This window comes from Bythopirellula sp. (assembly GCF_041737835.1).
GTDB lineage: Bacteria > Planctomycetota > Planctomycetia > Pirellulales > Lacipirellulaceae > Bythopirellula.
The window spans coordinates 18,893-38,745 of sequence record NZ_JBGSQY010000002.1 but is presented as its reverse complement, the minus strand read 5'-3'; the positions used below and the strand labels follow the sequence as shown (position 1 = coordinate 38,745).

Sequence of the window (19,853 nt, the reverse complement as noted above, 5' to 3'; positions counted from 1 at the left end):
GGTCTACCGCTTGCGCCTCTGCAAATTCAAGCCAAGGATGCCCATGACAAGTGCAGGAACTGCAGAACCGGGCTCGGGGACAGAAGTGACCGCGGCCAAGGCTCCATTGTTATAGCTGGATTGCCATGTTGCCAGATCGGTAGAACTGAATGGCACAGGAGAACTGCCGCGTTGCCATGCCAGAAAATCACGGCCGTCGACATCGCCATCGCCATCGTAATCCCCAGGCACGCCCGGGCTAACGCCTTGGAAGTTATCCAGAAAGATATCGCCGTTGGCGAGATCGTAATTCAAATCGGCCGTGGTGTTCCCGAGGAATGTCACAGAACCAAACTGACCCAATAGCAAGGAAGGGTTGCCATCGATGAGCGTCAGCTTGGAAGTGGGCGTGAATGCAAACGCATCAAGGTCAAGCTCAAGTTGAGCGCCTTCGATCTCGACACTACCCGTGGGTTCATTAAGATTCTGAGCCATCGTAATTGGCACCACACCCGCAGCATCCGTCGTGAACGAAAAGATCGCCTGTGACGAAGCGCCCAAAATATCGCGGGGAGGTGGCGTGGGATCGAGCACCAGCGGATCGGGGTCGGCACCGACGATGAAACTTCCCGTCGAACCGACGATTGAGACCTTGGCCATGCGTTGAGCAATGATTGAAGGTGTGGAGACACAGTTCTCGCAGACATCCATAATCAACGAACCATTTAAAGTGACGTCGCCACCCAACAGACGAACCTCGCCTTTTGCACCATGTTCGGAGAAATACATGTCTTTCACAAGGAGCGTACCTTCGACATCGACGCGTCCTCGGCCGTCCAGGTTTGGCTCGGCACCGAAGTCGTCATAAGGCTTTCCGTAGTTGCCGATCCGAATATCTTCGGTCCCACCAAAGCCCGGAGTTGGCGTTGTCACCCAAGTTCTCAGCTCGACAATCGCTTCGGGACCAATCGAAAGCAGTCCGTGGGTCCGTTCACCGACAATTAAGCCATTGGCTCGAATGATCGAGTCGCCCGTCATGATCAGCTCGCCACCCTTGTTGTTGTCGTCCATTATGATCGGTTCTCGTTCGCGGCCGATACCAAACAGGCCTGCCGCTCCCGAGCCGGTGATTTCAAGCGTGCCCGTTGTCATCGTAAGGCGACCGAAATGCGAAGGGCTGACTTGATGCTCTTTGGCCGCTGAGCCGACCCTCAGGCCGTTGATGCGGACATTGCCGCCGTCGAATGTTGCGGAGAGGCCATCGTCGATACCGTAGATATCCACGAGATTCGTACCGGGTGCGTTGGCCGGAGTCCAATTGCTGGCGACGTTGAAATCGGTGCTGGTACTGCCATCAAAATAAACAAAAACTGCCAAAGCTTTCTGATTGGCAATCAACAGAGCCAGCAGTAGGGCAACACTCGTAACAAATGTGTTTATCAAGGATGGGAACTTCATTTGAACTCCAGAAGAGCGTGTCTCTGTGGTAAGCGGCGAGCTAATTGGCGACGGAATCGTCCACAATTTCGCCTCGGTCACGTGTACTTAAAGAATTTAAGACCACGACATCAACGTCATAATTAATACTGCGAATTGAGGCGTCAGCAAAAATTCCATTGAATGCGCCAGGATGTGCAGAACCAAAATAGTAAACATCGCGATCCATGCCGAACAGATCGCCAGGGGCGTTCAAGGGCGTGAACGAATACCCCGCGGAATCGCTGTCGTTATAAGGTTGAAAACAGGTCGAGCGGATTGCATCAGGATCCCAACCGTCGATCCAACCTTTGTCGTCGGATTTGCTGCCGCCTCCGACGAGATCCGACCGCAGGTATTTCTCTCCCAGCACAAACGTATGACTCGTTCCGTCGCTGATTTGTGCGAAAGTTATTGGTCGCGGCGTGTTCCGGAAGACCTTATTAAAGTTGTCCCAGGAGCTACGAACGATCACGCCGTCGTACACCTGATCATCTTTCGCGGCCACGCCGGAAACTTCACCTAATTTGCCGCCCCAAAACGAAAGCTGATTCTTTTGATAGGCTTCTCGAGTCAAGGGGACGGATTCCGCGGGATTATATTTCACAACCGTGCCACAAGCTGGCCCGCCGGCGCAGTCATCAGTGCAGGGGTGCGCGGCGGCATAGTCCACCAGAAACACGCGTTGATCACCAAGATTGGCATTGATGACGCTCGCTTCTGAAGGTGACCGTCGCGAAGGACAGACATACAAACCAATCGATTGCGCCTGCAGTTCTTCTTGTGTGATCATGCCTTGAATTGAGCCCTGCTCAAGGTAAGGAAGCAATTGATAACACCAATTGAGTCCCTGCTTGCCGGGGCCAAAGGGCCTGCCGCCCGAGACATAATCTTCGATGCGAGGATACGTGCCCGATCCACCCGTGGGAAAAACCCTGAGAGCTGAAGCATGGTTTTGCAGAGCCAGCCCCATCTGCTTGAGGCGATTTTTACAATCCGTCCGTCGTGCTGCTTCGCGTGCCGCTTGTATGGCCGGTAGCAATAACGCCACCAGAACGCCAATAATGGCGATCACGACCAGCAATTCGACCAATGTGAAACCCCAGCGTCTGCATTTCGCATTCGGAGACAGAGGACTTCTGTCTTCACCTCGCCGAGTCGTTGAGATATTCATCTCTGTGCCTTCCTCCTGGACCGTCATGCCCGCGACGAAAGTCTTGCGTGCGTTGTTGACTTCAATCGTTCCAGCCGATTCGAGAAAGAGCCACCGGCCAACCCGAAGATCGGACTGGCCGGTCTGCCCATTTCTCTAACTTACATTCACGCTGTCCGGCGCTTCATGCCAGCCAGCACCAATCCCAAACCGAGCAGGCAAATTCCCGAAGGTTCAGGAATGAGCTGCACAAGGATATCGCCGTTCACTTGATCGTAAACAACGCGATGGGCCAACGCGGTGCCAGTCACGGTGCTTGAAGCAAAGGCACCAAAGATTCGATTGCCGACGAGTGATTGATCCCCGTCGAACAACAGGATCGAATCGAAATTGGCCAAAGGCAGGCCGTTGAGGTTCACAACCAATTGGTTGTTGCCGATGTTGATCGCGTCGGTCATCGTAATAGCCGAGACACCCAAAACGGAATCCGCATTGAATTCGTAAAGGGTTGGAATCTCGCCAAGTTGGCTTTCTGACTCGAGATTGAAAGCGCTCAGCGTGGCATTGGCGCCGTTCATCTGAATCTTGGCCGAGCCGCCTGCTTGGAAGCCGCTAGGTCTTGGCACCAAATTACCGGTCAACACAACGGAACCGCTGTCGGAAACCCGAATTTCGCCCTTCGAGTCGTTGTCGCCGAGAAAGATCACATGCGCATTGAATGTGCCGTTGCTGTGAACATTCAAAAGACCATTTCCTTCGAGACCGGCGTCAATGCTCGGGCCGTAATTTCCAAAGCGCCAGTAGTTGTCGCGTCCTGGTGTGTTGTAAACCTTGCCGTTGAGACCGACGTCGAGAGTACCATTGTCACGGGCACCGACGATTGGGTCAGAGCTGCTAATTTCCAATTCAGCGTTGGTGAGCGTAATAAGACCATCGCCGTCGGAATCACCGACAATCGGTCCACGGGCACGGCCGATTTGAAAGTTGTCGCCGCCGCCGGCCACAATAATTTTTCCGGCGGTCATATTCAGAGTGCCGTCGGTTCCAGTTTCACCGGTCACTGGCCAGTCAGCACCGACTATCAGGCTGCCCAAGGTTGTCGTGACGGGAGTGCCGTAGCTCACAACAAAGCCATCATTGATGATGGCACGGTCGCTAGCGCCGGGGACGCCATCGGCATTGGTGACAAACTCATTCCAGTTGGCCGCAGTGAGGAATGTGTTGTCGGAATCCCCATCAAACTGATAGATCAAGGCAAAAGCATTGGACACCGAAAGTGCCAAGATCGCGGCAATAGCCGTACTAAAACATTTCTTCATTACACGTTCTCCCCCTAAGAGTTGCAGATCACAGAACAATTTTGCCGAGACGGCATGACGAGGCACCGGATAGAGTGCCGCCTAAAGTCACTGACAATTGCCGCCGCCAGCGGCACCCTGGACAAGATGACATAGAAAAAGCAAGCAGCTACGAGTAAAGGCCCTCAACCCACCTCTGAGAGAAGACGCCTGCTCGTTCAGCAAGCAGATGCTTGCGGAGTACGGACGCAATTCTTGACGACCGTTACCTGCTGACCTTAGTGTATAGCAGTCGCGACACGAATCTTACGGTTGGTGGCTAGATTTTTCTTTCTGTGGGTTTTTGGCGGAATACCGCAGTCAGAAGATAATCTTTGCACTTAATACTTATCTTTGCGATTCGCCGTAAGATTCTCGCGTCGAATGTTCTTTTCTTATTGAGGATTCATTGACATGGCAGCTTTTGATCCAGGCGTCACCGGCGACTTTGTCGAGCTCATGACTCAGTATCAGGGGCGTTTGTATGGGTACATTTTGACGCTAGCGGGTGATCCCGATGCCGCCAACGACGTTTTGCAGGAAGCAAATATGGTGTTATGGAAGCAATGGAACCAGTTCGAGCCAGGGTCTAACTTTAAGGCCTGGGCCTTTCGTATTGCTCATTTTCAGTTCATGGCTTACCGGCAAAAAAAGATCCGCGACAAGGTCCTCTTCAGTGACGATCTCCTGTCGATGCTAGCCTGTGAAGCCAAGGAAGTGGACGAACGCTACGAACAACGGGCCGCCGCACTGGAGAAATGCCTCGCACGGATGTCGCCCCGATCCCGGGAAGCAATCCAACTCCGCTATGCGGATGATGCAAGAGTCTCTGAAATGGCTGAAAAAATGCATCGAAATGAGAACGCGGTCTATCAGATCTTGTTCCGCGCTCGCAAATGGTTAATTGAATGCGTCCAAAGAGATGCTCAAACGGAAATCGCGTAATGGACGACCGCTCCCAAAATTTTGAATTTGAACGACTGCTCGGACAACTTTCCGATGGCAGCCTCAGTGAGTTGGACCGTAAATACTTAAGCCAGCTGCTGGAATCGGATCGCGATTTACGCCGCCGCTATCTGGAATACTGTCAGATGCATGCCTTGCTAAGGTCGGAGCACGGTTTGCTCACCGCCTTGGCAACACCCGCCGATCGACCAGAAGAGAAGGCGGCCCAGTCGCGACGAGCTCAAGTTCGCACGCTCCTCAGTTGGGTCCTGGCAGTTAGTTTGCTGTTCGTCGCCATTGGCGTGGGGGCGGTGGCACTGAATCGTCAATCGCCGCCTGTGCGCGGTGCGGAAACCGCTGTGCTCAGTAAGGTTGTCGGCGCACAATTCGAATACGGCATTGCTGGCGAAACAGTACCGGTGGAAGGAGCCAAGCTTCGCCGCGGAGTTTACACGCTGCTCACCGGCTTGGTTGAAATTGAATACAGTTCGGGGGCCGTCCTCGTGCTACGCGCACCCGCGACTTTTGATCTCGTCGATGAAAGCTGCGTTCGCCTCGAAGACGGTCAAATCGCCGCACACATCCCCGAGACAGCCATTGGCTTCAAAATTGAATCACCGGGCGCGACGGTCATCGACATGGGGACGGATTTTGCCGTCCAAGCCGTGCGTGACAAAGAATCGGAAGTCCATGTTTTTCAAGGCGAGGTCCTCGTCGACTTGCATGGTGACAAAGGTAAGACGGCCGAGATGTTGCGGCTTGTCACTGGCGAAGCCGCTCGCGTCGATTTTTTCACCGGTATGCCGTCGGGCATTGATTTGAATAACCAACAATTCTTGCGAAGCTTACGCGAAGATGCCGGTTCGTATTCGCAAGCCATTCTGGATCTGGAGCCTGCGGTCTACTATCGCATGGAACCAATGGGCGACGGAACGCGGCTGATTGATTCTTCGATCAACGGAGCGGATGCCAACATTCACCTAGGGCGTGGAAATATGCCTGTGTGGACTGCCGGCAAAGTAGGGGCGGCACTCACGCTCGGCGGGCCCGCGCAGCAGTCGTTTGCATCGGCAACGCAATATCCTCAAACCCAGGGTGACACGCTGAGCGTCGCTGCCTGGGTTTATGCCAAGTCACGACCTCGCTGGGCCAGTATCGCAAAGAACTGGGCTGGCGGTGACGAACATCATGGCCAATTTCACTTTGGGTTATACCAGGATAGTGGCGAGCTTGAGGCTCACATCATCGACGCGAATGGCAAAGAAGTCGTCATTCGCGACAAAGTTCCTCTGCCACTCAACACTTGGCATCACGTCGCCTTCGTCGCCGATGGCAATCAACTGCGCCTTTATCGTAACGGGCAGGAAGTTGACTCGCAGCCATACCAAGGTATCCATGCAGACAAGCGAATTAAGGCTCTCGGCATCGGCACGAAATTGAATCTGCTTGGTGATAAGCCCGAGGAACTCGATTTCAACATGTGGGACGGCCGGCTCGACGAACTGGCGATTTTCAATCACGCTCTCTCTGATACGGATATCAAGCATCTCTATGAGATGCCAGATGCGAACGAGTGATCTGACTTTTCGCATGGCCTGTCTAACTACGCAAATCCTATCGAAAGATGAGAACCGCGAGAGGATGAATGGCCAATCAGGTCGTCTCCATGAGCCGATTGGATGAATCCATGATCCACTAAGGCGGAATAGCAACGTGGGGGACGGAGCATGGTTCATCACATGAAGGTAGCCGCTATGCACTTACTTTCACTACGCGCTTAACAGCCGTATACCCCGCCGTTGATGTCTAGGGTTGCGCCGGTAATGAAGCCATCGTATTCACTCACCAAAAAAACTACCGCCCTGGCAACGTCTTCGGGGCTACCGGCACGTCCCAGTGGGATGCCAGAGATTGTGGCCGCGGCTGATTCAGGCGTGGTGTGCGTCGCGTGAAAGGAAGTTCCCAGAATCAAACCTGGTGCGACTGCATTCACGCGAATCCCTGATGGACCGAGTTCTTTGGCAAGAGAGCGTGTCCAGGCGAGCACGGCTCCCTTCGCGGTCGAATAAGCGAGCGAGCCAGGATGACCTCCAATCCGACCTGCTAGTGACGCGACATTGACGATGCTCGAACAGGACTGAGCCTGCAAGAAGGGGAGTGCCGCGCGTGTCACATACATCATACTACTAAGATTGACATCGAGGGTTTGGTCCCAAAAATCGTCGTCAATATCACCAAGCCACCTTCGGCCTAGAATATCTCCTGAATTATTGACGAGGATATCGAGACCGCCCAAGAATTTGATGGCATCATTCACCATGGTCGAAGCTTGCAATGGAATCGTAAGATCCGCGGCAAAGCATTCGGCACGCGATTCTCCGGAGGCTAAGCTCTTTACCTCTTTTGCGCCGTCTGCACTTTTGCAATAGTGAATCGCAACGTCGCATCCCGCCCGCAGTAACTCCTCGGCGATAGCTCGGCCAAGGCCTTGTCCACTTCCAGTCACTAAAGCTTTTTTACCTTGGAGTCGCTGCATGGTTTAATCACCTTGAGCCATCGATTCACGAAATTGTGGCAGCGGTCTTAGAGGGCCCATCACAAAGATTATCAATCCTGCTGCTATCAACGGCATAATGCCATAGGCCATGAACACGGGGACATAACCGTATTGGTCGATAAGCCGACCGCTGAGCCAACTAAAGATCATTCCGCCGAATCCGGATCCCATGCTTGCCAAGCCCCAGACGGTAGCCACCATGGATTGGGGGACCACGTCGGGTGGGAAAGCTATGGCATTGCTATTGCAGCCCGTATAGCCAAACGTTGCGACAGATATCAAGGCAATTGATACCCAAGAATTCTCAGCAAGCACGGCGGGAATGGCTGATGTCATCAAAAGCGCAAACAAACCAAACACGGCCTTGCGAGCGGTTGAGACTCGAACTCCGCGTTGAATCAATCGTCCCGTGAGCCAACCGCCAACCAAGTTTCCGAGGTCGGCCGTCACGAAGGGAATCCACGCTGTCATGCCGATCTCTGCCAGATCGAAGCCACGGACGCTTTTAAGATATTGAGGAAACCAAAAAATATAGAAATACCAGACGGGATCGAGAAAGACTTTCGAGAGTGTGAGCGTGGCTAGAAATCGCGTTTGCATCAGTTGCCAAGAACTTACGGACTTATGTTTAGGTGCTGCTTCAACCGCCGACGGCGTGTAGTAAACAAGCCACCACGCCACGAGCCAAGCATAGCCGGCGAGTCCCACGATAATGAATGCCGTTTGCCAGTCCCAGGTGAGTACCAGCCAAGTCACTAAAGGGGGAGCCATGATGGCCCCGATCGCCGCACCGCTGTTGAAAATCCCTGCTGCGAATGCACGCTCCTGAGCAGGAAACCATTCTGAAACCAGCTTTGCTCCTGCTGGCCAGTTGCCGGCTTCACCAATACCCAATAAAAAGCGAAATCCACCCAGCGACCAGGGGCCAACAGCAAACGCATGCAAAATTCCCGCGGTCGACCACCAAGCCATGCAGAGTGCATATCCTAAGCGGGTACCAAGCCTGTCGAGCATCGCCCCCGACAGGCCGTTGGAAATTGTGTAGGCCAACATGAACGCCGAGAGAACATAGCCATAATCCTCGTTGCTCATGCCGAACTCTTCGCGCAAGGCCGGAGCAACGACCGAGAGGGTCTGGCGGTCCAGATAATTGATCACCGTCGCCGCGAAGGCGAGGCCAACCATAACCCAGCGAATCCGCAGAGGCTGAATTCCTTTCGCCCTTGGCCGGTCGGCAAGACCAACTGTCTGTTCAGCGAGCATCTATGAAACTCTCCACGCTGAACCAGCGTTAATCAGGCAGGGGCTTGCCTTTGGTCTCAGGCCCGAACCAAATGATGACCAGTCCAATCAGATAGATGGCCGACAAGGCAGCCCCGGCTTTGGGGAAAGCCTCGATCTCAATTCGATCCGCTGAAATGCCCGTCGCAAAAAAGGCCGTGAGAGTCGCCGTCTGCAATGAGCCAAGCGCCGAGAGCACCCGACCAAAGTTGTATGCAAACCCTTGTGAAGTCGCTCGTATACGGGTTGGAAATAGCTCGGGCAGATAGAGCGGGAACCAGCCATAAAATGCTGCCGTGATCCCACCTGCTACAAAGACCGACACCAGCAACTTTGCGCCGAAGGCATCGTTCGCTTGATACATATAGATGAGCGACACACACGATCCGATGCAAAGCAAGGCGTAAGTAATTCTCCTGCCAAGCCATCCTCCCATAAGTGCGGCAACCATTGTGCCTAACACAGCACCAGATGCTGACGCGATCTGTGTGTATTCCTTGGCGTGATAAGGCCCTTGGTCAGCGGGAAGCTCCGCAGCCAAAGCAATCGCCCATTTTGGCGCCCATTGCAAAGAACCCCAAGTTCCCAAAAGTGGGATACCAGCAAGACACGCTGCGAACAGCATCATACGCAGATTTCGCGAGGCATCGCCAGAAGATAATGTTCCAGCGTATTCAGCGCGATGCAAATAGCGCATCACGGGATAAATATAGCCAACCAAGGCTACTACCAATCCAATAAGAGTCACCCCGATACGTAGCACTGTGGCAGTGGTTTGTTCTGCATCAGCATTAAAAGCGCTATGAAAAAAGGGTGACCAGACGGTGACCACGGCAATCGCCCCTAGTGCGCCCACGACGACCCCCAGAAGATCTTTTGTAGCCCAGTGCGAGGTGGCCCCTTGCTTCTGCACAGTTTCCCATTTGTGCGATTCGGGAACGAACAAACGTATAAAGAAGACAAGTAGTGCCGGCAAAGCGCCCGCAATCATCATCAATCGCCAACCGTCGTTGTGCAGCAGATACTCCACGGTGCTCGGAGGCGTACCCAACGAACTGAGGAAATTTCCAAAACCTTGTATGAAATTAACAAGCACAAGACTTAGCAGCCCCACCAACAGCATGCCGACGTTCGCGGCCGCACCGATTAAGCCTGCCAGCATCGCTCGCGATTTATCCGGCCAAATTTCCGTCACAAGCGCAACGCCAAGGGCCCATTCTCCCCCCATGCCTAGCGAGGCGATAAATCGCAACACTGCAATGTGCCAAGCTTCCTCCGCGAAGCCACACAAACCGGTAAATAAAGCGTAAGTAAAAATGCTGAATGACATTGCTCGGACTCGTCCGATACGATCGCCGAGCCAACCAAAGACGACGCCACCTGTGGCCGCGCCGACAAGAAACACCGACATGATGACGCCAAACCACTCGGCCTTGAGAGTGGGGTTGTCAAGCAACTGGCCTCCCAGCAAATCGTCGAGCGCGCTCGGCCCGACCAAGGGGAACATGCCAATTTCAAAACCGTCAAACATCCAGCCAAGAAAAGCTGCCGTTAGGGCCATCCATTTGCCGCGATCCGTGGCAGCAGTTTCTGTAGCATTCGTCATGACAAAGCCTGTCGTGAAGATCTATGCGGATAACATTCCCTTGAGAGTCTGCAAATCCGTCTTAAGAGCTTGCAGGTTTTCTTGGGCATCCGCTTTGGGAAGATACTCGACATGCACCGAGATCGGTCCTGAAAAATTGGAGTCCGCGAGCAGCTTAAAGAACTTTTGGTCGAGCCTTCCCTGTCCCAAGGGAGTGTGCTGCGACTTGTTGCCGTTCCAGACATAATCTTTGATAGATACAGCCGTGATATTGGGTTGCATCAAGTTGAACAACTGCGGCCAAGCCTCGCCGGCTTCCACCGCGGCATGGCGAATATCAAAAACGCACCCAATTTCCGCTGGTGGAATATCCTTGAGCATTTCATGCAAATCCCACAATGTGGCACTGAAGAAATCCGCGCCGCAGTGGTTTTGATAGACCGCGGAAATTCCAATCTCACGGTTCATCTCGGCAATGTCTCGAAACTTTGGCTTCAACTCGGCAAGTTGAGCCACGATAGGCTTCTTGAGATCGTACCGATAAAAGCCTAAGCGATAAAATGGTATCTTGAGCGCCGCTGCGGACTGCAACATTTCTTTAGCGTGTGGCTGGTCGGCACTCAGAATGTCCGTTGTCAGGATCGTGATTTGCAATCCACGCTTGGCAAGGGCTTCCTGCAATTTCGGGAGTTCATCCGAAGCAGCAGCGGGATGAACGTAGCCTTCGACTTCGCGAGCCGTCACTTCAACACCGTCAAAACCTGCGGCGGCGATACCATCTGCCAGTTGTTCGTAATCAAGCCCCCGTAGGAATTTGATAAACGCACAAAATTTTTGGTGTGAAGTCGGCTCGCCTGCGGCAAACAAATCGCTTGTGAGCGTAGTGGCCGCGGCAGCAAGCGCTATCCCGCGTCCAAATTGCCGTCTTGTCAGTAGTATCGAAAATTCATGATTAGACATGGATTGATTCCGTTAATTCAAGAACTGTGGTTCACTCATTCGCAGAGCGCTGCTTGGAATAGCCTGCTGCGACAAACGGAGAGTAATCAAACGAAGTAGCTTTCTTTCGATAGTTGGTTGAAACGTCAAGCCAGCGGGGTTCTTGATAGCGAACCGATAGCATACGCAAAAACTCGTTAACCCGCGGTGAGATTTCGTACTTGCTGATTTGCTTGTGTGGCCACGGTTCGTCGCCAGTCACGTAAGGTAGCAAAAAGAGCGAGGCAGCTTGCATGCCGTGATTTTTCTGTCCTTTTTCATGCCACAGATCTTCATTGAGTGATTCGGCCATGCGTGCGGTCGTCCCCAGTGCGTGTAAGTTGAATATGCTGTAGTGAAACGAATTCGTACGCGCGAGCTCGTGGGGTTGCGTACCATCCGCTTGAATTTGGGCTGGAATGAGATTGTCCTGAACATGTTTCATTATCTGCCGGACAAAGTCTTCCTCCTGCAAATACAGGGCGATTCTCATGGCTTGGGCCTGATACCAGGCGCCATGATTATTTAAAGCCGAGCTTTCTTTCTTGCCATGTTCGCTCGTTTGCAGCCATTGAAAGAAATCGGCAAACCAGTTCCTCATACCCTCGGCAAACTCGGGGGTATAGGCAGGGGAAGACTTGAGTAACTCTAAAGACTCCAGCACGTAGATAAAATCGCGCGTGTCGATGATCCCCGTGCTCTTGCCATGATTACGTCCCAGCACCGCCTGCGCATAATCGAGGTGGGGATTCATGCGGGTGTCGGGATTAAGAAACCAGTCGTTGAGCAGCTGGATCGCATGTTGGGCATACCGCTCGTCATCAAACAGATAATAAGCCAGTGAAAGCGTTTCAACGTCCTTGAGAAATACGCTGAGATTATCCTTGTCACCAAGACTGCGCTGCTCGCGGTTTGTTTCGCCGTCGCGACGAATATACGGCAAACCATCCGGCTTCGTGGGATCCGGCCACCAATAGGCCCCGAAGCTGACGTAATCATGCTTGTCACCGCTGGGCGGAACAAAGTCGTTGTAAGTGACTGAATAAGACTGATGCTTCAGTGATTTTTCGGCATGTCTCTTCAACTGATCCGCGGCTCGAGACAAATCGGGTGTTGGATTTGTTAACGCAGCCTTCGAAGCTTGCAGTTGTTTCAACTCCCAGACCAGAAGCTGAGGCTCGGAATTCTCCGCAAGTACGACTCGCCCCAAAAGCAAAACAACGATCAAAGTGAATGACGGTATGAAGCGATACATGAGGGTAAAACACATCTCCGCTAAGACTAGTTCTTAACAAAACTGCCGAACTGGGCCACCGGCGGATCGAGCTGGCGATGAATTTCATCGATTCGATAACCAAATCCCGCCCCTTTGATGGATCGCAAGTCCAGTTGACCCTGACGGCGTTGATAAAGCCCAGGATGAACGCGCGCTTCCGGAATCGATGCCTGCGGATAAAACTGCATGGAATTTGATTCCACCCCCATGATCGTGTCAGCATGGGCAGCCAACGCCACGTGTGGAATCTGCGCCAGCATGGGATTTGTGAGATCTTGAACCATAACGCTCATGCCGTGGGCCTTGGCCCAGCAGAGCGTGAGAATCGCGCCGGTTTGTGTCTTACATGTCTTAAGTGCGACGCCCGTCCAACCAAGCTCTCGCCCTAGCCGTACGAGTTGCCAATTATGGGCACTTTCGTCCATCAGCAACGGCTTGCGCCGCGAGACACTTGAAACATCAATCTTGTTGGCTTCCAGGTCATAAGGAAACGGTTGTTCAACGTAAAGAATTGCGTCGAATATTTCCGGGTACTCCAAAGCCAAGCGATCTAAGATCATGTTGACGTATTCTGGCTCGCGCACGGTGCAGTTAAAATCTGCGCTGAGAGTATAACTGCCATGTTGGCTGGCAATATTTCCGACTTCAACCAAGCGGTTGAAATCCCAAACGGCATCGTTGCCTCGTAACTTGACTTTGAAGCAACGAATCCCATCTTGCTGAATCCAATCCTCAAGCAGCACCGGCACATCATCCGTCGAATGTGTGCCATTCAATTCCGAGGTATTGAGCGGATCCACCCCTCCCACCAAATGCCAAACGGGGATTTGCGTCAAACTGTCTGTGCCGAAATAATCACAGGGATAGCGCCCTTGAAAATCAATCTGCGAACCTTCCGCTGGCTCAAGATAATAAGCCAAGTCGTGGTTCATATACTCGGCCGTGTAACATTCGTACACAGGTTTGCCATGCAGATTGCCATAGGCATCGTGTAAGGCGATATCAATCGGTGACGAACCAACGAGCCCAGCCAAATAAGGAATACGTTCCTCAGGGGCACAGTCGCGATTAAACCCCGCCAAGAGCGCGGGCAAGTTATTGACTTGAAACTCATAGCCAATTTCCAACGGATGGCCATAAGAAGAAATCGCACTCCAAGCTCCCGCCAGCTGTTCGCAAAAATCACGCAGCGCCAAATCTCGTGTCCGATGCGGTAGTGTGCTCGGCCATACCCAGGGGACACTGAGCGGAGTTTCACCCCATCCTTCGGCTTTACGCCCAGAACGATCTTCCACCATCACTCGCGCGCGGGCACAAGTGACCGAACTAAGCGTTTCGGCCCCAAACTTCAATGGCACACGCGTCGTCACAGGAAGAAAGTACAACTCCACGCCCGAAATCGTGACGTCGGTTGACTTGCCAACTGCGAGAGTCTTAGCAAGCGTCTGTTGTGTAAGTGGTTGTGACATAAAGGCAAAGACTAAGAGACAATGTTAAACATTCCAGGTTGTGCGTGTGTCGCGATTGAGGAGCGCGTTCGCTTCGTTGTTATCCACAAACTCTTCTTTGTTGGGATCCCATTTCAAGCTCGCTTTGAGCTTCATGGCGATGTTGCCCAAGTGGCAGATGGTAGCGCTACGATGGCCAACCTCCACCGGTGCGGCCGGTTCCTGGCGAGATTTCACACACTCGATGAAGTTACGTTGATGATCGTCGTTGCTGGGATAGACGTCTGGAATCTCCGTGCCGAACTTCTCGGCACGCAGCTTTTCGGGAATCGTGACGAAATTACGCCCCTGATTATCTATGCGAACCGAGCCATCGGTTCCTTCAAATTCACACCGCACGTCGGGCGAACCAGTCATGCAATCAAGCACAACACCGTTGTCATAGGTGCAGCGGAAGTGCGTATAAGTCGCGGCATTAAACAAACTCCCTTCCGGAAGATAGTCAGCATAAACATGCTCGACTTTCACAGGACCGGAGTTGTCCATTCCCAAGCCCCATTGCGCCATATCCAAGGAATGTGCGCCAAAATTGGTGACTTGGCCGCCGGCATAATCGTAGTTGAAGCGGAAACGATACAAGCAACGATCCGCGTGATATGGGGCGTCGGGTGCGGGACCTAACCAGAGTTTGTAATCAAAACCTTCCGGTACGGGCATCTCTTGCCAGCCTGGGCCCGGTCCGATCATGTTGTGCCGCCCCACATTCGCGATAACACGCTTGACCTGGCCAATGCCGCCGCTTTGCACCAACTCAACGAGCTTCTTGACATTGGGATTCGAGCGTTCGTGGCTGCCAGTTTGGAGAATTCGTTTGTGCTTACGCACGGCCGCGACCATGGCCTGTTGGTCACCGATGGTCAGCCCTAGCGGTTTTTCGCAGTAGATGTCCTTACCGGCTTCCGCAGCCATCACTGTCATGATGCTGTGCCAATGATCAGGCGCCGAAATCACGACCGCATCAATATCTGGTCGGCTGAGAATCTCACGAAAGTCGTTATAAGCTTCACAGCCTTTGTATGTGTCCGAGCCATTCTGCTTGGCATAGTGGGCTTCGACTTCCTGGCGGGCCGGATCACGGCCATAAATTTTTCCGGGCTCTTTGTAGCCCGCGCTCCCTTTATTCACGTCGCAGACGGCCAGAACCTGACATTCCGGAAACTTCAAGAAACGTTGCATCACCGGCAGGCCTTGATTGCCGACGCCGATGCATGCCAGCGTGACGCGATTGCTCGGCGAATTGGCGCCAAATACACGAGATGGCACAAAGTACGGTACAGCGAGGGCGGCACCTGCCAAAGAGCTTTTCAAAACATCTCGTCGTGTGACAGATTTGTTATTCTTCGGATTATCCATTGTTACACCCTTTCCGTTTTCTCATGCGAACGAGTAGGCAAGCGGAAGCGATAGCCCCAGACGCTGCCGAAAAATAGCAAAGCAATCGCGGACGGTTCCGGCACACTGCTAACCTCTGCCGTCAGTGCGGCAGGCGGTGAGTACTCACGCTGCCAAATCATGAAATCCCGACCGTCGACGTCGCCGTCGCCATCGGCATCGCCTTGTGAAGACAAAAGCGATTGGCTACCGCCGTAATTGGTCTGCCAAATCAGTAGGTCGTTACCATCGACAAAGCCATCTTGGTTGAAATCTGCCGCCGAATATTGAATTGCAAACAGGGCGTCCAACTCGGCCTCGGTTAACGACTGATCAAGATTCAAAACAAACGCATCAAAGTAGGCTGACTCTTCCCGCTTGCCGATACGAAACTCAAGGGGCACGCCGACGTTCGATTGCGTAACCGTGAACAGGCCGCCAACCTCCCAGCGATATGTGCCGTCTTGGGTCAGAGTTTCCGAATTGTCGGGATCGACATTAAAACTATCGGGGACATACATGCTGTCGGAGCTGCCATTCAAACCCTTGGCACGATAGTAGGCTCGATAGGTTCCAGCTTGCTCGAAAGTGACGTCATAAACAGCGAGGGCATCATGGGGATTCCCTGGCACGTCGGTACGATTTCCCGAGGGCGCTCGCAATGATTCAGCCCCTAACGCTTGAGCATCCGTCACCACGGTCCAACTCGATCCATTCCCGTTGGGATCAAGCAGCGCCGAATAGTCTTCAGCCTGAATTGCACAACCAGCAATCACGCAGCCTGCGCTGCCTCCTCCGCCAGGAGGATTTTCCAACCAAGTAGGACCGACGTCGCCGCTTTGCAAAGGTTTACGCGAGATGGTCGCCGTGGAAAATTCATCCGCACCAATATCGAACACACTAATGCGGGCTTGGCCGTCCATATCCACGGCCACAAGGTCAGAGTAGTCACCAACCGCAGCATTTCGCGCGGGGCTTGTCGAACTCAACCGCCAAACATTGTTCGCATCAAGTTCCAATTGAGGATTAATACTGGCAATACCGACATCACCAGCTTTAGGTCCTAAGCTGCCGCCGAAGGCGATGTTTCCTTGCCAAGTCCAGTTGGCTCCCTCGTTCCCCTCGAAGATTGTTGGTCCGCCACTCCGGAATATGTTGTTGGCCACGGTGACATTCTCAGGCAGCAGAGTACGGCCACTACTGCCCAAGCCGTCGTCGAAAGTGAGCATCACACCGGTCGTGTTGACCAAAGTATTGTGAGCTATGACGGCATCTTTCACTTGGTAATAGCCGCTCAACGGAGAGTTGGCCACGCCGGCCGATAGTGAAATCGCGCCACCGGCGCGATCGTCAACATTAGCAATGTAGTTGTTGACGATCGTCTGCCGCTCGCCGATGACGCGAATGGCTCCACTGTTGTTCCTGTCTTCGCCGAGAAAAAAATTGCCTTCGACTAGCGTGTCGTTACCATGCCGCAACGTCAAAGTTCCCTGGGAATCGCGGAACGTGTTGTATCGATAGGTGTTGTGTCCCGACTTGTTGGAAATAATCTCGATTTCCCCGTCCAGCCGTTCAAACAGGTTGTTTTCGACGACCGTAAAGGAGTCGGATAACGAGTCGGTACTCGTGCCGATACGAATCGTCTCGAAGCCATTCGGGTCGCTGGGATTCACGGGGATCGGGCGGTCTAAAAAGTGATTGGCGTCAACCAAGTGATGATCGGAAACTCCCTCATCGCGCCAAACTGTGAGTGTTACCCCCGAATGCGTTTGCCCCTCGAAGCGGTTGTGATCGACGCGGTTGTTTTGGCCATAGAGCGACACCCAGAAATAACGTGTGTCGACGCTGACCGGGTTATAGTCGATGATCGCCGAATTCGTGAAACGTGAGTTGGTGGCTTCGCCGTTCACCCCGCGAAATTCAACGATATGATCATCTGCGGCCAATGCGCCCCCTTCAAACTTCAAGCCGTCGACCACCAGCCAATCGCCAGAAATCTGAATTTTGGAATTGCCATTGAGCACGACCCCTCCTGGCGTTTGCGGGCGAAGCGTGATCGGATTGGCTGAGCTTCCGAACCCGGCAAAACTAATCCGTTGGTTGGTCCAAGTACCATCGGCCATGACGAGCGTATCACCGGGTTGCACTGTGGTACGTAGAGCAGCAATTTGTGATGCATTAGAAACCATATATTCAGCCGCTCTGGCGTGGCTCTCACTAATTGCCACGAGTAACGCGATCACTGGCATAAAGCTTAGTAATCTCGTTACCATACTGTTCCTAATTAAATCCTTGACACGATTCATTGAACGAACGGTGCCCCGCCATCCCAAGTCAATTCGATCTTCAAATCGTCCGTAGGTTCTGTGATTTCATATTCCAACTCGGACGTGCGAAAGTCGGCGTACTTCTGAGGAGCATGCCACCTGACTTTACTAGGACCTAACACCTCAACCGCGGAGACTTGAGCACGATGTTTGCCGGGAACGACTCCATCGTCCCCATCGTAGCAAGTCAGAGTAAATCGTCCCTCGGAATCAATTTTGCTCGACGAAGGTCGCGCACCCTCTGGTACGAACTTAATGTTGCCCACGGTCAGCGGCTGGCCATCGATCAACACTTGCCCTGATACGGTCACTCGAACAGGCCTACCATCGCTGCAACCAGCAAAAACCATTACAGTGATATAACACGTAATCAATCGCCAGATACTGAACCATCGTTGTAGGGATGTCATCGAACCTTAGATTCCTTCACTTCTGGCGAGCCATGAGTTTTCACATCGGAAAAGTTTTGGTCTTCGTCACGATACTCACTGCCTTTCCATGTCAGATTGACGACCAAGTCATCACGCGACTCGAAAATTTCATGTTCGATACCTGACGACCTAAAGTCCGCATATTGACTAGGAACCAACCACTCCACTTCTCCCGAATTTTCGTCGATCACTCGAGAGGCGGTTACACACACTCGGTACTTTCCTGGCAAGACACCATCAGTCATTCGAGATGAATTCAAAGAAACTTCAGAAAGTGTAAAAGAGCCATCCTTCATAATTCGGCTGCTCACAACTCGACCATTCGTAGGAACAAATCGAACTGTACCCACACTTAACGGTTCACCATCGATCAATACCTTACCGGATACTGGATACCTCGGTGAGCGATCGCTGCATCCGCAAATAGCAAAAACTAAACAAAAACAACAAGCTGACATCCACAAGCGAAGAGCAAACATGTTTGAACACAAAAAATCTGTTAAGCCGATCAAAATCGATAGCAAGTTCCAGTAGGAGAGGTCTTGTCGTCTATTCGGTCCATAGTTAAGGGCTCTCCGGCTATAGTTGACATGTTTTGATAGGTATCTAAATCTATTGAATCTTGAACAAACTCCACATGGCCATCAACATAGACGAATTGAGCGCCCCCGGGATGGCGACTTGCGAAGGCTCCGTTCACGATATCTCCTTCGACATTAACTGTTTCCATCCATGGAGGAGTATTAAGGGCAACCGAAGTCGTCCTAAACCCATCGAGGTAGCGGAGAACGACTGCCCAAATGTTGTGCGAGTCGGCGACTGTTGGCAGGCCTTCATTCATGCGTCCTACGGATGTTTCAATAACTTCACCAACAGAAATCGTACTGCTAGTTCCGTCTTCGATCTGCTTGAGTTTTATTCTCGTGTGGTATAAATGAGGACCAGTATTGCGATGCTTGACCATGCAAGCATCAACAAGATTGTAGGTCACTCCACTACTCACTCCACGATGACCTGCAACAAATGCATAGGAGGCAGTAGCGGGTGCTGGATTGCCAAAGCCCGAAAACTCAACATAGAGCTCACTTCCCTCAGATGGGCAAATATACGCAGCAATGCTTGTCGCCATTGCCCGCGATCTTTCTGGGGTCCGCCAATCAGGCGTAGAGAATTGGGCCGCAGGCCATATACTTTGATTTTTATAGATGTCGAGTTGCTCAAATAGTGCTTGCAGTTCAATGTGTGGAAGCAATAGCACGAATCCACTCGCCCCCGACCGCTCTTCGGCAGTTCTCAAATTCCGAAAAGTATTTGCATTAGTTGAATCCGGTCCGAGCCGAGCCGTTACGAGATGCCCGTTCGTGCTTTCAAAATTCAAATCCGCTAAACCGATTTGTTTGAGATTATTGGAACACGACATGCGCCGTGCCGACTCCCGCGCGGCCTGGACCGCTGGTAGCAGCAAGGCGACCAAAACGCCGATAATCGCGATCACTACCAAGAGCTCGACCAGCGTAAAGCCGACGCGAGCACAACTCCGTTGATTTGTCGTGAATGCTGGATGGGCGTTCATAGTCCACTCCTAATAGCCAATAATCATTCAACTCGCCTCGACATTCCCTCGTGAGAATGCCGAGGCACTCATTCAA

The 19,853-nt window shown here is 52.6% G+C and carries 16 protein-coding genes; 2 read left to right on the top strand and 14 right to left on the bottom strand.

Features of this window, described 5'->3' with window-relative positions:
- Window positions 1–3: 3 nt before the first annotated feature.
- The 3 genes from AC6T8Q_RS01385 to AC6T8Q_RS01375 all read right to left on the bottom strand — a co-directional run bounded on the left by AC6T8Q_RS01385 (window position 4) and on the right by AC6T8Q_RS01375 (window position 3,927).
- Window positions 4–1,437, bottom strand: coding sequence for a hypothetical protein (locus tag AC6T8Q_RS01385; protein ID WP_500677385.1), 1,434 nt, complete (start codon window positions 1,435–1,437; stop codon window positions 4–6).
- Between the two features lie 40 nt (window positions 1,438–1,477).
- Window positions 1,478–2,629 (bottom strand): DUF1559 family PulG-like putative transporter, encoded by a 1,152-nt coding sequence (locus AC6T8Q_RS01380; RefSeq protein ID WP_500677384.1) that lies wholly within the window; start codon window positions 2,627–2,629, stop codon window positions 1,478–1,480.
- A gap of 146 nt (window positions 2,630–2,775) precedes the next feature.
- Entirely contained in the window at window positions 2,776–3,927 is a 1,152-nt protein-coding gene (locus AC6T8Q_RS01375) for a PEP-CTERM sorting domain-containing protein (RefSeq protein WP_500677383.1), read from the bottom strand.
- A gap of 432 nt (window positions 3,928–4,359) precedes the next feature.
- On the opposite strand from AC6T8Q_RS01375, the gene AC6T8Q_RS01370 reads away from it, so the two are divergent.
- On the top strand, window positions 4,360–4,890 hold the full coding sequence (locus AC6T8Q_RS01370; RefSeq protein WP_500677382.1) for a sigma-70 family RNA polymerase sigma factor: 531 nt from the start codon (window positions 4,360–4,362) through the stop codon (window positions 4,888–4,890).
- Window positions 4,890–6,467, top strand: coding sequence for a LamG-like jellyroll fold domain-containing protein (locus AC6T8Q_RS01365; protein ID WP_500677381.1), 1,578 nt, complete (start codon window positions 4,890–4,892; stop codon window positions 6,465–6,467). The genes AC6T8Q_RS01370 and AC6T8Q_RS01365 overlap by 1 nt, the downstream gene beginning before the upstream one ends.
- A gap of 200 nt (window positions 6,468–6,667) precedes the next feature.
- Here the strand turns inward: AC6T8Q_RS01365 and AC6T8Q_RS01360 are convergent, their stop codons facing one another.
- The 11 genes from AC6T8Q_RS01360 to AC6T8Q_RS01310 form a co-directional block, all read right to left on the bottom strand.
- Window positions 6,668–7,426, bottom strand: coding sequence for an SDR family NAD(P)-dependent oxidoreductase (locus tag AC6T8Q_RS01360; RefSeq protein ID WP_500677380.1), 759 nt, complete (start codon window positions 7,424–7,426; stop codon window positions 6,668–6,670).
- A 3-nt stretch (window positions 7,427–7,429) separates the two neighbouring features.
- Window positions 7,430–8,710, bottom strand: coding sequence for an MFS transporter (locus AC6T8Q_RS01355; RefSeq protein ID WP_500677379.1), 1,281 nt, complete (start codon window positions 8,708–8,710; stop codon window positions 7,430–7,432).
- 28 nt (window positions 8,711–8,738) lie between these two features.
- Complete coding sequence (locus AC6T8Q_RS01350) at window positions 8,739–10,334, bottom strand: MFS transporter (protein WP_500677378.1); 1,596 nt, start codon at window positions 10,332–10,334, stop codon at window positions 8,739–8,741.
- A 21-nt stretch (window positions 10,335–10,355) separates the two neighbouring features.
- Window positions 10,356–11,273, bottom strand: coding sequence for a sugar phosphate isomerase/epimerase family protein (locus tag AC6T8Q_RS01345; RefSeq protein ID WP_500677377.1), 918 nt, complete (start codon window positions 11,271–11,273; stop codon window positions 10,356–10,358).
- A gap of 31 nt (window positions 11,274–11,304) precedes the next feature.
- Window positions 11,305–12,546 (bottom strand): alginate lyase family protein, encoded by a 1,242-nt coding sequence (locus AC6T8Q_RS01340; RefSeq protein WP_500677376.1) that lies wholly within the window; start codon window positions 12,544–12,546, stop codon window positions 11,305–11,307.
- Between the two features lie 26 nt (window positions 12,547–12,572).
- Window positions 12,573–14,036, bottom strand: a complete 1,464-nt coding sequence (locus AC6T8Q_RS01335) for an enolase C-terminal domain-like protein (protein ID WP_500677375.1) — start codon at window positions 14,034–14,036, stop codon at window positions 12,573–12,575.
- 24 nt (window positions 14,037–14,060) lie between these two features.
- Window positions 14,061–15,428: a Gfo/Idh/MocA family protein gene (locus AC6T8Q_RS01330; protein WP_500677374.1), complete on the bottom strand. Its 1,368-nt coding sequence runs from the start codon at window positions 15,426–15,428 to the stop codon at window positions 14,061–14,063.
- Window positions 15,429–15,430: 2 nt separating this feature from the next.
- A complete protein-coding gene (locus tag AC6T8Q_RS01325; protein WP_500677373.1) occupies window positions 15,431–17,635 on the bottom strand; it encodes a polysaccharide lyase 6 family protein in 2,205 nt (734 codons plus the stop codon).
- A 113-nt stretch (window positions 17,636–17,748) separates the two neighbouring features.
- On the bottom strand, window positions 17,749–18,183 hold the full coding sequence (locus AC6T8Q_RS01320) for a hypothetical protein (protein ID WP_496918771.1): 435 nt from the start codon (window positions 18,181–18,183) through the stop codon (window positions 17,749–17,751).
- Complete coding sequence (locus AC6T8Q_RS01315; protein ID WP_500677372.1) at window positions 18,180–18,500, bottom strand: hypothetical protein; 321 nt, start codon at window positions 18,498–18,500, stop codon at window positions 18,180–18,182. The genes AC6T8Q_RS01320 and AC6T8Q_RS01315 overlap by 4 nt, the downstream gene beginning before the upstream one ends.
- 212 nt (window positions 18,501–18,712) lie before the next feature.
- Window positions 18,713–19,777, bottom strand: a complete 1,065-nt coding sequence (locus AC6T8Q_RS01310) for a DUF1559 family PulG-like putative transporter (protein ID WP_496918773.1) — start codon at window positions 19,775–19,777, stop codon at window positions 18,713–18,715.
- Between the last annotated feature and the right edge of the window lie 76 nt (window positions 19,778–19,853).

Bases quoted from the DNA above. Each gene is read 5' to 3' on its own strand.
- AC6T8Q_RS01350 (WP_500677378.1), bottom strand. From the start codon at position 10,334: ATGACGAATGCTACAGAAACTGCTGCCACGGATCGCGGCAAATGGATG.
- AC6T8Q_RS01340 (WP_500677376.1), bottom strand. From the start codon at position 12,546: ATGTATCGCTTCATACCGTCATTCACTTTGATCGTTGTTTTGCTTTTG.
- AC6T8Q_RS01330 (WP_500677374.1), bottom strand. From the start codon at position 15,428: ATGGATAATCCGAAGAATAACAAATCTGTCACACGACGAGATGTTTTG.
- AC6T8Q_RS01325 (WP_500677373.1), bottom strand. From the start codon at position 17,635: ATGGTTTCTAATGCATCACAAATTGCTGCTCTACGTACCACAGTGCAA.
- AC6T8Q_RS01385 (WP_500677385.1), bottom strand. From the start codon at position 1,437: ATGAAGTTCCCATCCTTGATAAACACATTTGTTACGAGTGTTGCCCTA.
- AC6T8Q_RS01315 (WP_500677372.1), bottom strand. From the start codon at position 18,500: ATGAAGGATGGCTCTTTTACACTTTCTGAAGTTTCTTTGAATTCATCT.
- AC6T8Q_RS01360 (WP_500677380.1), bottom strand. From the start codon at position 7,426: ATGCAGCGACTCCAAGGTAAAAAAGCTTTAGTGACTGGAAGTGGACAA.
- AC6T8Q_RS01380 (WP_500677384.1), bottom strand. From the start codon at position 2,629: ATGAATATCTCAACGACTCGGCGAGGTGAAGACAGAAGTCCTCTGTCT.
- AC6T8Q_RS01345 (WP_500677377.1), bottom strand. From the start codon at position 11,273: ATGTCTAATCATGAATTTTCGATACTACTGACAAGACGGCAATTTGGA.
- AC6T8Q_RS01355 (WP_500677379.1), bottom strand. From the start codon at position 8,710: ATGCTCGCTGAACAGACAGTTGGTCTTGCCGACCGGCCAAGGGCGAAA.
- AC6T8Q_RS01375 (WP_500677383.1), bottom strand. From the start codon at position 3,927: ATGAAGAAATGTTTTAGTACGGCTATTGCCGCGATCTTGGCACTTTCG.
- AC6T8Q_RS01320 (WP_496918771.1), bottom strand. From the start codon at position 18,183: ATGACATCCCTACAACGATGGTTCAGTATCTGGCGATTGATTACGTGT.
- AC6T8Q_RS01310 (WP_496918773.1), bottom strand. From the start codon at position 19,777: ATGAACGCCCATCCAGCATTCACGACAAATCAACGGAGTTGTGCTCGC.
- AC6T8Q_RS01335 (WP_500677375.1), bottom strand. From the start codon at position 14,036: ATGTCACAACCACTTACACAACAGACGCTTGCTAAGACTCTCGCAGTT.
- AC6T8Q_RS01365 (WP_500677381.1), top strand. From the start codon at position 4,890: ATGGACGACCGCTCCCAAAATTTTGAATTTGAACGACTGCTCGGACAA.
- AC6T8Q_RS01370 (WP_500677382.1), top strand. From the start codon at position 4,360: ATGGCAGCTTTTGATCCAGGCGTCACCGGCGACTTTGTCGAGCTCATG.